The sequence below is a fragment of the Carnimonas bestiolae genome (assembly GCF_051251145.1).
Classification (GTDB): Bacteria; Pseudomonadota; Gammaproteobacteria; order Pseudomonadales; family Halomonadaceae; genus Carnimonas; species Carnimonas bestiolae.
Genome location: NZ_JBPCZK010000007.1, coordinates 113,328 through 124,323, shown reverse-complemented (window position 1 = coordinate 124,323; position 10,996 = coordinate 113,328). Strand labels below are relative to the sequence as shown.

The following is a 10,996-nucleotide window of genomic DNA, read 5'->3' as shown; positions in this document are numbered from 1 at the left end:
GCCGCCGCGGGCGGTCGAACAGGCGAATAACCGCCCTCGAGCTCCAGTGCGTATTGCACTGTGACCGATATCGAGACCTAAGAGGATTTACCGTGGAACTCCTTTCCGGCGCAGACATGATCGCACGCTTTCTGGCAGATGAAGGCGTCGAATACATCTATGGCTATCCCGGTGGTGCGGCGCTGCATATATACGACGCGCTGTTCCGTCAGGATGCCGTCAAACATATTCTGGTTCGTCACGAACAGGCCGCTACGCACATGGCTGATGGCTACGCACGCTCTACCGGCAAGCCCGGCGTCGTGCTGGTAACTTCCGGCCCCGGTGCGACCAACGCCGTTACCGGCATCGCAACCGCCTACATGGATTCAATCCCCATGGTGGTGCTATGCGGGCAGGTGGCCAGCCATTTGATTGGCGAAGATGCCTTCCAGGAAACCGACATCGTTGGCGTAACGCGTCCGATCGTGAAGCACAGCTTTACCATCAAGCATCCCTCCGACATCCCTACGGTGCTGAAAAAGGCCTTCTACATTGCTGCTTCAGGCCGCCCCGGCCCTGTGGTCGTGGATATTCCCAAGGATATGACGTCGCCTAACGAGCGTCACGAATACAGCTACCCGAAGAAGGTCAAGCTGCGCTCCTACGCGCCGCCTTCACGCGGCCACGCCGGTCAGATCAAGAAAGCAGTCGAGCTGCTCACCAATGCGCAGCGTCCGGTGGTGTTCGCCGGCGGCGGTATTATTACCGGTCACGCCAGTGAGCCGCTTACTGATCTGGCGCGACGCCTCAATCTACCGGTGATTACGTCGCTGATGGGCATTGGCGCGTTCCCGCAAACGGATCGCCAGTGCTTGGGCTGGCCGGGCATGCACGGCAGTTTTGTCGCCAACCAGGCGATGCACCACGCCGATCTGATCTTCTGCGTTGGGGCGCGTTTTGACGACCGCGTCACCAATAACGTGGCGAAATTCTGCCCAACGGCCAAGATTATCCACGTCGACATCGATCCCAGCTCGATTTCGAAAACCGTCTCCGCCGATGTGCCGATTGTGGGCGCTGCCACGAGCGTGCTGAACGAGATGATAGGGCTTCTAAGCGAGCGTGGCGTCGACGGCGCGCAGCGTGACGAGCAGCTCAGCGATTGGTGGACGCGTATTGATGAATGGCGCGCCAGTCGTGAAGGCAAGCTGTATGAGCCCTCTGCGCCAGGTGAACTGCTGAAGCCCGAAGAGGTGGTCGAAGCCGTTTACCGCGCCACCAATGGCGATGCGTTCGTAGCTACCGACGTGGGGCAGCATCAGATGTTTGCTGCCCAGTACTACAAGTTTGATAAGCCGCATCGCCTGATTACTTCCGGCGGCCTTGGCACCATGGGGTTCGGTCTGCCTGCCGCGATGGGCGTAAAACTGAACCACCCCAACGAGCAGGTGGTGCTGTTTACCGGTGAAGGCAGCTTCCAGATGATGATGCAGGAGCTATCGACCTGTAAGCAGTTTGGTATCGGGGTGAAAATCATCAACCTCAATAACCATTCGCTGGGCATGGTACGCCAGTGGCAGGATCTCAACTACAAGGCGCGCCACGCGCATTCCTACGTTGAATCACTGCCTGACTTTACTACCTTGTTCAAGGCGTATGGCTTCAAGGCGCTTAGTGTTGATAAGGCCGAGCAGCTCGAAGGCGCGCTGGCGGAAACCTTCGCCGACCGCAACGAACTGGTATTCCTTGATGTGCAGGTCGATCCGCGCGAGCACGTGTACCCGATGCAGGTGCCCAACGGCGCGATGAACGACATGCTGCTGTCCAAGACGGAGAGAACCTGATGCGCCACATTATCTCGATTCTGCTGGAGAACGAGCCCGGCGCACTCTCTCGCGTGGTAGGGCTGTTTTCACAGCGCAACTTCAACATCGAAACCTTGAACGTTGCGCCCACCGAAGATGCGTCGCTGTCGCGGCTCACGGTAACAACCTTCGGTGATGAGCGCATCATCGAGCAGATCACCAAACACCTCAATCGTCTGATCGACGTGGTGAAACTGGTTGATTTGACCGAAGGCGACCACGTCGAGCGTGAGCTGATGCTAGTCAAGCTGAAGGCGGTGGGTGACGCGCGTGAAGAAATCAAACGCACGGCGGAAATTTTCCGTGCTCAGATCGTCGACGTAACGCCCAGCATCTATACCGTGCAAATTGCCGGCGATGCGGGAAAACTCGACGGTTTTCTGCAAGCTCTGGGGCCATCTTCGGTACTCGAAGTGGCACGTACCGGGGTGTCTGGTATCGCCCGCGGCGAGAAGACGCTCAGCGTATAAACAGATCCATCGGTGCCCGTTGGGGGCACCATTAATGAACTCGATTCGATTAAGCGGTTAACGCGAAAAGGTGAACGACATGCAGGTGTATTACGACAAGGATTGCGACCTTTCTTTGATCCAGGGCAAGAAAGTGACCATTCTCGGTTACGGTTCTCAGGGTCACGCTCACGCTAACAACCTCAAAGAGTCTGGCGTTGACGTTACCGTCGCGCTGCGTAAAGGCTCTTCCTCGTGGGCCAAGGCTGAAAAAGCCGGTCTTAACGTGGCGGAAGTTGCTGACGCGGTAAAAGGCGCTGATGTCGTCATGATTCTTGCTCCTGACGAACTTCAGAAGCAAATCTACTACCGTGACGTTGAGCCGAACCTGAAAGAGGGCGCAGCGCTGGCCTTCGCGCACGGTTTCAACATTCACTTCAATCAGATCGAAGCGCGCGATGACATCGACGTCATCATGATTGCGCCGAAAGCGCCGGGCCACACCGTTCGCTCTACCTTCGTTGAAGGCGGCGGCACCCCTTGCCTGATCGCGGTCAGCCAGGACAAGTCCGGCCAGGCCAAGGAAATCGCACTTTCCTATGCTAGCGCTGTCGGTGGTGGTCGCTCTGGTGTTATCCAGACCTCTTTCCGCGAAGAAACCGAAACCGACCTGTTCGGCGAGCAGGCGGTACTCTGCGGCGGTGTTACCGCGCTAATCCAGGCCGGTTTCGAAACGCTGGTAGAAGCAGGCTATGCACCGGAAATGGCTTACTTCGAGTGTCTGCACGAGATGAAGCTGATTGTTGACCTGATCTACGAAGGCGGCATGGCCAACATGCGCTACTCGATCTCCAACACTGCGGAATACGGCGATTACGTAACCGGTCCGAAGATCATCACCGAAGACACCAAAAACGCTATGCGTCAGGTGTTGAAGGATATCCAGACCGGCGAATTTGCCAAGGACTTCATCCTCGACAACCAGGCTGGCTTCACTACCCTGAAGGCCAAGCGTCGTCTTGGTGCTGAGCACCAGATCGAAGAAACTGGCGGCAAACTGCGTGCAATGATGCCGTGGATCGCTGCCAACAAGCTGGTCGACAAAGAGAAGAACTAAGCTTTCTTGCGGTACAGCTAGCAAACAAAACCGGCGCTCAGGCGCCGGTTTTTTGTTGGTTGGGGTATTCCCGCAGCGCGATAGCGATGCGGGCGATCAGGCCGCTACGAGGTAGCCTGATTTCTGACGTTGCCAGCATGGCCACCGCCGCCGAACACGCTCTTTTCGCCGAAGGAGGAGCGGATGCGATCGCGCGGTGAGTCGATGCCCAACTCAGGGAAGAGCAATTCCGCAACGCTGTAGGCTTCTTCGAGATGGGGATAGCCCGAACCGATCACGGTATCAATGCCCAGTGCCTGGTACTCCCGCAGGCGTTCGGCCACTGTCGCAGGAGAACCGACCAGCGCCGTGCCTGCTCCTGAACGCACCAGCCCAATGCCCGCCCATAGATTGGGGGACACTTCTAGCGCATCGCGGCGGCCGTTATGCAGCGCGAACATGCGCTGCTGGCCGACGGAATCAGAGGAGGCGCGCAGCGCTTTTTGCGCGTTCTCGATGGTTTCTTCATCAAGATGCTCAATCAGCTTGTCGGCGGCTGCCCATGCTTCTTCGTCGGTTTCACGTACAATGAAATGCAGCCTGATGCCGAAGGTCACCTTGTGGCCTTTCTTGGCCGCAGCAGCCTTGACCCGTTCGATTTTCTCTTTCACTTGCGCGGGCGGCTCGCCCCAGGTGAGGTATTTATCGACGAAGCCAGCCGAGAAATCGATCGCGGCGTCCGATGAGCCGCCAAAGTAGATGGGCGGTCGCGGCTCCTGCACCGGCGGCAGGCCGAGACGAGCGTTGTGCGCCTTGATGTACTTGCCATCAAGGTTGGCCTGCCCGGTTTCAATCAGCGGTGTGAATACCTGGAAAAACTCTTCCGCGTGATCGTAACGTTCGTCGTGGGGCAGGAATACGCCGTCGCCGGCCAGCTCAGCGGCGTTGCCGCCGACCACGATATTTAGCAGCAGCCTGCCGCGCGAGAAACGATCAAGGGTTGAGGCTAGCCGCGCATAGTGTGCAGGCGAAGCGGTGCCAGGACGAATCGCGACCAGAAACTTTAGGCGTTTGGTGCGCGCGGCAAGGTGAGCGGCAAGCACAAACGACTCCTCGCAGGCGGAGCCAGTAGGAATCAGCACGCCGGAGTAGCCAAGACGATCAACCGTTTGAGCCAGCTCACTAAAATAATCCGGGTCCGGATCACGCACGCGTTGATCAGAGCCCAGATACGCGCCATCGCCCGAAGAGGGAATAAACCATAAAAAATCGAGAGGTTGGGTATCTAAAGCCATGGTAAATCCGTATGTCCTGTAGTGGAAACAGCGCCAGAGCAGGGATGGGCGTAGCGGCGATATGGCGATGCCGCATCGGCGCTCGTTTGGAAATTCAGATTCATCGCATGCACTGGCGTGTTGAGTATGAATAATGCTGCAAAAGCCATGCCATGGGAGGCAGCGGCGTTCACTACGCGACGCTGGGCTGTGGTGGGGATATTCAGCGATGCTTGATGCTGTTGGAAACTCAACATATCGCGTTTATAGGTGCTGGAAATTAAACACTTATGTTGAATACCCACGATGGTAACGGTTACTTTTTACGCTGGGTCAGCAAGTAGTTAGTCACCGATTGCTGAAATAAGCATTTACTCAGTTCGATACACCATTAAGATATTGCATGATGTTTTATACATATTGTTAGGGGATACAATGACAACTTTTCCACGCAAAAGCGGCGTTCGCACAGCGTCGCGTCTTTTGGGAAGCAGCACTGCAGGGGTGCTATTTGCCATGTCGGCTCATGCGGCTGAGGTGACCGATGTTGGGCTCACCAAGGATGGCATTCTTGAATCCCCCGCCGATCACGCGATTTACGATAATCCCTCTCAGGGCGTGCGCTTGAACGGCGGCTTCTCGCTGCTGGGCTACGCTGCTGGTACCCATAACATCAACTACGGCAGCCGCACCGGTAACAAACACAAAAGCCCTGCCTGGTGGGAAGCAACCGTCGCGCCGTCGCTGACGGCGGAATACGACCTGCCCAATAACGCTGGCACGCTGTTCGGTGGTACCACTGCGTTCTACACCATGACGCGCGGTAATAGCGACGGCGATCCCGCTGGCGCGACGCCGGATCACCCCGAGCACTTCCGCCTCGACACGGCATACCTTGGATGGCGCAGTGGCGATCTGTTTGCCGATAGCCTTGGCAAGGATGCGTTTACCTTCTCCTTCGGTCGCCAGTCATTCGAATTTGGCGATGGCTTCCTGATCGGCGACGGTTTCACCGAGCAGGGAAAATACGGTGGTTACTATATTGGCCCAAGCAGCGGCTTCCATTCGAGCGCGGTGCTGTCGTTTGATAGCAACGGCTGGCACGCTGACCTCTTCCACTTGAAGGCCAGTGAATACAATCTGCTGGAAGGCAACTACGGCGAATATCAGAACACTTCGCTTAACGGCCTGAACGTCGACTATACGCTGGATAAGCGCGCCCAATTCGGCGCCGCCTATGTGCACGCGTATAACTCGTGGGACTCCTCACGCAACGGCATGGACGTTTACAACGTGCGCGCCAAAGGAGTGCCGTTTGAAGCGCTGCCAGGTTTCTCAGTGGGTGGTCAGTACGTGTGGGAAGACCGCGATCAGGGCGGCAACGGCCATGCGTGGTATGGACAGGCAAGCTATGCGTTCCAGGATACCCCCTGGAATCCCGTTATTTCCTACCGTCGTGCCGAGTACGGTGAAAACTACGACTCGATGTACAACTCCTTTGCCGGTGGCTGGGGAAGCTGGTACTACGGTGAAATCGCCGGCGAATACCAGATCAGCAACAACAATATGAACATCGATATGCTGAAGGTTGCGGTGCAGCCTGCCGACTTCGTCGAAACCGGTTTGATTGGATATAACTTCCGCCGCAAAACGGCGACCGGCAGCGGCAGCAGAAACTTCTCCAAAGAGATTAACCTATACGCTGACTGGACCATCACCAACAACTTCTCGCTGTCCACGGTCTACGGTATCGCGTTCCCCGACGACGCGGCGAAAGCGGACTTCGGCAGCAAAAAGAACAGCCAGATTGCCGAAGTGTTCGCTACCTACGCGTTCTAACGAATGCGCTGCCACCGAACAGGGTGGCAGCCTCGTAGAAATCGCCGTCAAACCTCCCCCGAGGCGTTGCTTTCGGGGGTGTTTTTTTGTGTGCGTAAAGCCACGAGCGGACGGGCGAGTGTCGTAGCATGTCGCCCCGACGCCCCGACGCCCCGACGCCCCGAACCAGCCGAATCAGCCGAATCAGCCGAATCAGCCGAATCAGCCGAATCAGCCGAATCAGCCGAATCAGCCGAATCAGCCGAATCAGCTCTGCGCTGCGTCGAGGTTAACAAAAGATTTTCGTCGCTCTTCACCTTTAAAGTGCAATAGTATAACATTTCAAAAATAACAAGCATTCACTCCATCCCGTACTGCAAGAGAGCTCTTTCATGTTGTTTCTTCCCCTCCGCGCTGTTGCGCGGCCCCGCTTGGCGGCAGCGCTGCTGTTCGCCTATCCCTTGGCGGCTGTAGCGCAAAGCCCCGTACCCGACAACGCTAGTGCCAACGCCAACGCCAACGCCAACGCCAACGCCAACGCCAACGCCAACGCCAACGCCAATACGCCGCAACAGGACGATACCGGTAGCCAGCAGCAACACTCCACGCGGCTACCGGAAATCCAGGTCACCGCTAACCCCTTCGCCAGCACGCGTCTTTCGTCGCCAAGCACGGTAGTCACGGGGGATGAGCTTAACTACCGTCAGCAAGCCAGCCTGGGCGAAACGCTCAACGGCTTGCCCGGCGTTTCGTCGAGCTACTTTGGGCCTTTTGCCAGCCGCCCGATCATTCGGGGTATGGATGGTGATCGTATTCGTATTCTGCGCAACGGCACTGAATCATTCGATGCGTCGTCGCTGTCGCAGGACCATGCGGTGCCGGAAGATCCTATGGGGCTGGATCGGGTAGAGGTGTTACGTGGACCTTCGGCGCTGCTGTACGGCGGTAATGCCATCGGCGGGGTGGTCAACACCATCGACGGGCGTATTCCCAAACAGCCAGTGGAAGGTGTCAACGGTAAGGTCGAAAGTGGCTTCTCCGCGGCCAATAACGATCGTCATGCGGGCGCTTCGCTCAATACCGGCCACGACGGCTTCAATCTACACGTTGACGGCTCATCGCGTTCTTTCCAGCGTCTGCGTATTCCGGGGCATGCGGCGACCAAGCGCTTCAGGCAGGAAAACCCTGATGACGAGCACAGCGATGAGAGCGGTCGGCTCGCTAACAGCGATGGTCGCGCGGATTCGGCAACCATCGGCACGTCCTATGCGTGGGATCACGGCCACGCTGGGTTCTCCTACAATCGCTACCGTTCCAACTATGGCTCGGTCGCGGAGCCCGATGCGCGGCTGGATATGCAGCAGGACAATTATCGTTTCGATAGTGAAGTACGTGATCTGGACGGCCCTTTCACCTCACTAAAGGCGCAAGCCAACTACACCCACTACAAGCACAGTGAAATCGAGGATGGCGAGGTGGGGACCACCTTCAAGAATCGCGGTGTCGATGCGCGCATCGAAGCGCACCATGCGGCGCTAGGTCCGCTGGATGGAGTGGTGGGCACCGAGTTTTCGCATAGCCGCTTCTCGGCATTGGGCGAGGAGGGCTTCATTCCCCAAACCGATACCGATAAGTACGCGCTGTTCGCGCTGGAGAAATGGCAGGTAACGCCGCGACTCGACCTGAACTTCGGCGCACGGCTCGATTACACCCGCCTGAGCCCGGACGCTCAGGGGGCTGCACAGTTTGCTGATAGCCGTGACCGTAATTTTGTTACCCCGAGTCTATCGCTAGGCAGCGTGTTCAAGCTTGACGATATCTGGTCGCTGACCGGAAATCTCAGCTACACCGAGCGCGCGCCCACCTTCTACGAGCTGTACGCCAACGGTCCTCACGGCGCTACCGGCACCTATGAAGTAGGTAATCCCAATGCCAGTCGCGAGAAGGCGGTTGCCGCCGATGCAGCGCTGGAGTTCGATACCGGCAAGCACTCTGGTCGAGTGGGCGTGTTCTACACTCATTTCGGTAATTATCTAGGCATGCGTGGCACCGGCGAGGAGCAGCCCGGTGAAGACGGTCCACTGCCGGTATATGAGTACGCCGACACTAAAGCGCGCTTTTATGGCGTAGAAGCCCAAAGCAAATGGCAGCTGTACGACGGTCCTTCGGGGCTTTATCAGATCGAAGCCGGCGGTGACTACACCAATGCCGAAGACACCGAACGTCATCAGCCGCTGCCCCGTATCGCACCGTTGCGGTTGCGTTCGGCGCTGGATTGGCAGCTTGAAGACTGGGATGCGCAGGTATCGGTGGAGCATGCTGCGGGGCAGCATCGCGTGCCGCATAACAGTGGTGACGATAGCTTGAGCACTGGCGGCTACACTCGGCTGGATACGCGTCTTGGCTACCATTTCGATGTCGGGGCGACCCAGTGGTTCGCCTTCGTGAAAGGCGGCAACCTCACGGATGCCAAGATTCGCTATGCGTCTTCGGTGCTGCGCGAGTATTCGCCCGCTGCCAGACGTAATGTGCAGCTTGGTGTGCAAATGGAGTTCTAGCAGCAATAAACACCAGCGGTGCGGCCACAGGCTGCATTCGCAAGTGGCAATGTCCCCTTTGCCTACCGATTACCGGTAGGCTTTTTTAATGTTGGGGAAACAGGTATGTCGATAGGGAAGGCCGCGTCATCACGCTTCGGTAAGCGATCGATATCGCTATCGAACGGGAACTCTTGGCCGTGGCATGCGTCCCAATGGTGCTGTCCGGGAGGCGAACTTATAGGGACCACCACGCGATTCGTTGTCTGGCGGGCGTGGGAGATGCTTGGCGCTGAGGCGCAGCGTTGAGAGCATTGCTGCGCTTCAATCGATGATACGCAACGTTGGCGATCTCATTGGCGTCTGGCTGCCGCTTCATTCTCAAGGCACGGTGCAATGAGGGAGGGCGCGCTGCCCCGCTGGTCACTGTCTTTGTGGTTGGCTCCGATTCGCTTCCTGATCGTGCAGCACTTACACTAGAGCACCTCTAACAATACACCGTGGCCAGCAACTCTCGGATTCGCATGTCTTATCATTCTTCGCTTCCCGCCGTACAGCAACGCTCGCCCTCTGGCTGGTGTGTGCTGCTGCTTTTTACTCTGCTGATGTTGGCCGTTACGGCTCAGGCTGCACATGCAGCGCAAGTGCGCGCAGTCAGTTCGGTGAACGGTAGTACCGAACAGCGCATCAGAATCGATACCTCAGGCCCTGCGGTCAGCCAGCCGCATGTGTTCACTCTTTCGAACCCTTCGCGTGTGGTGGTGGATTTGCCTGCGTCGAAGGTGGCGTCAGGCAATAACTTTGGCAGCCTGCGCAAGAACTGGGTAACCAACGTGCGTTATGGCAGCCTGAAGGGAGGCTCCTTGCGGCTGGTAATGGATGTGTCGCGCGCTCCCCAGGGGCAGCCGCAGGTAGAAACCACGGGGGGATACGTCAGGGTGACCTTTGGCGGTGCTCAGGCGGCGGCACCGGCAGCGGCGTCCCGCACGGCATCTTCGAAGGGAGCGACGCAACACCATCGCGATATTGTGGTGGCGATCGACCCTGGCCACGGCGGGAAGGATACCGGCACCACCGGAAGCGATGGCACCTATGAGAAAACCGTGGTGCTTAGCATCGCCAAGCAGGTGGTCAATAACCTCAACAAACGCTCCGGTTTCAAGGCCTTCATGACCCGCGATGGCGATTACTTCCTTACTTTGCCGCAGCGCGTCGAGACCGCGCGTGATCACCATGCCGACTTTTTCGCCTCGATTCACGCTAACGCGGCCAAAGGGCGCTCAGCGCATGGCACGCTGATTTTTGCGCTATCGGAGCACGGCGCTTCTTCGACCATGGCAAGCTGGATGGCACGCAAAGAGAACCATTCTTCCATGCTCAATGATGCCGATGCAGTGGATCTGAGCGACAAATCGGCATCGGTGCGGCGCACGCTGATCGACCTTAGCCTGGGCTCCAAGGAAGAGCGCTCGTCAGCGGCAGGCCTGGATTTGGTCAAAAGCATTTCCAAGGTCAATTCGATGTTCAACTACAACGTCGAGAAGGCAAACTTCGCGGTATTGCGCTCACCTGATATCCCGGCGGTGCTGGTCGAAACCGATTTCCTCTCGAGTCCTACGGGCCTTGCCAAGCTGAAATCGCCGGCGTTCCAGGCGCGAATGGGCCAAGCAATAGCCGACGGCATTATCCGCTACTTCCAACTGCATCCGCCTCACAAACCCGAGGAGTAACGGCGGCCCGGGCCAATCCCTACGGTTAATACAAGCGTCCGTCATTCGACTATTCGATGGCGGACGCTGTCGTTTTGCACGGTTGCTTTCGTTTGGTGGTAGGCAAGCCCCAAAAATCTCACTAATCTTCTTGCAAGCGCTAATGATCGTACATCACGTGGCGCCGCTCTTTGACGAACGCGATAAACACAACAATATGGGCTGCTGGGCGCTGGCCTGGCGGTGCGTTTCTAACGGCCCAGCAC

8 protein-coding genes are annotated in these 10,996 nt (G+C 57.5%); 6 read left to right on the top strand and 2 right to left on the bottom strand.

From position 1 onward, the window contains the following. Nucleotides 1-92: 92 nt before the first annotated feature. The 3 genes from R84865_RS09860 (at nt 93) to ilvC (ending at nt 3,413) form a co-directional block, all read left to right on the top strand. Nucleotides 93-1,826, top strand: a complete 1,734-nt coding sequence (locus tag R84865_RS09860) for an acetolactate synthase 3 large subunit (protein WP_435631842.1) — start codon at nt 93-95, stop codon at nt 1,824-1,826. Continuing rightward, a complete protein-coding gene (ilvN, locus tag R84865_RS09855; protein WP_435631841.1) occupies nt 1,826-2,317 on the top strand; it encodes an acetolactate synthase small subunit in 492 nt (163 codons plus the stop codon). Before R84865_RS09860 ends, ilvN begins: the two co-directional genes overlap by 1 nt. A gap of 79 nt (nt 2,318-2,396) precedes the next feature. Then, nucleotides 2,397-3,413 carry a ketol-acid reductoisomerase gene (ilvC, locus tag R84865_RS09850; RefSeq protein ID WP_435631840.1) on the top strand — a complete coding sequence of 339 codons (1,017 nt, stop codon included), beginning with the start codon at nt 2,397-2,399 and terminating at the stop codon, nt 3,411-3,413. Between the two features lie 104 nt (nt 3,414-3,517). Here the strand turns inward: ilvC and ssuD are convergent, their stop codons facing one another. Beyond that, a complete protein-coding gene (gene ssuD / locus R84865_RS09845) occupies nt 3,518-4,687 on the bottom strand; it encodes an FMNH2-dependent alkanesulfonate monooxygenase (RefSeq protein ID WP_435631839.1) in 1,170 nt (389 codons plus the stop codon). After that, a complete protein-coding gene (locus R84865_RS09840) occupies nt 4,678-4,971 on the bottom strand; it encodes a hypothetical protein (RefSeq protein ID WP_435639540.1) in 294 nt (97 codons plus the stop codon). The genes ssuD and R84865_RS09840 overlap by 10 nt, the downstream gene beginning before the upstream one ends. A gap of 130 nt (nt 4,972-5,101) precedes the next feature. On the opposite strand from R84865_RS09840, the gene R84865_RS09835 reads away from it, so the two are divergent. The 3 genes from R84865_RS09835 (at nt 5,102) to R84865_RS09825 (ending at nt 10,751) form a co-directional block, all read left to right on the top strand. After that, nucleotides 5,102-6,505: an alginate export family protein gene (locus R84865_RS09835; RefSeq protein WP_435631838.1), complete on the top strand. Its 1,404-nt coding sequence runs from the start codon at nt 5,102-5,104 to the stop codon at nt 6,503-6,505. Between the two features lie 371 nt (nt 6,506-6,876). Next, entirely contained in the window at nt 6,877-9,042 is a 2,166-nt protein-coding gene (locus R84865_RS09830; RefSeq protein WP_435639539.1) for a TonB-dependent receptor, read from the top strand. Between the two features lie 503 nt (nt 9,043-9,545). Continuing rightward, nucleotides 9,546-10,751, top strand: a complete 1,206-nt coding sequence (locus R84865_RS09825; protein ID WP_435639538.1) for an N-acetylmuramoyl-L-alanine amidase — start codon at nt 9,546-9,548, stop codon at nt 10,749-10,751. Nucleotides 10,752-10,996: the final 245 nt, after the last annotated feature.

Bases quoted from the DNA above. Each gene is read 5' to 3' on its own strand.
- ilvN (WP_435631841.1), top strand. From the start codon at position 1,826: ATGCGCCACATTATCTCGATTCTGCTGGAGAACGAGCCCGGCGCACTC.
- ilvC (WP_435631840.1), top strand. From the start codon at position 2,397: ATGCAGGTGTATTACGACAAGGATTGCGACCTTTCTTTGATCCAGGGC.
- ssuD (WP_435631839.1), bottom strand. From the start codon at position 4,687: ATGGCTTTAGATACCCAACCTCTCGATTTTTTATGGTTTATTCCCTCT.
- R84865_RS09835 (WP_435631838.1), top strand. From the start codon at position 5,102: ATGACAACTTTTCCACGCAAAAGCGGCGTTCGCACAGCGTCGCGTCTT.
- R84865_RS09830 (WP_435639539.1), top strand. From the start codon at position 6,877: ATGTTGTTTCTTCCCCTCCGCGCTGTTGCGCGGCCCCGCTTGGCGGCA.
- R84865_RS09825 (WP_435639538.1), top strand. From the start codon at position 9,546: ATGTCTTATCATTCTTCGCTTCCCGCCGTACAGCAACGCTCGCCCTCT.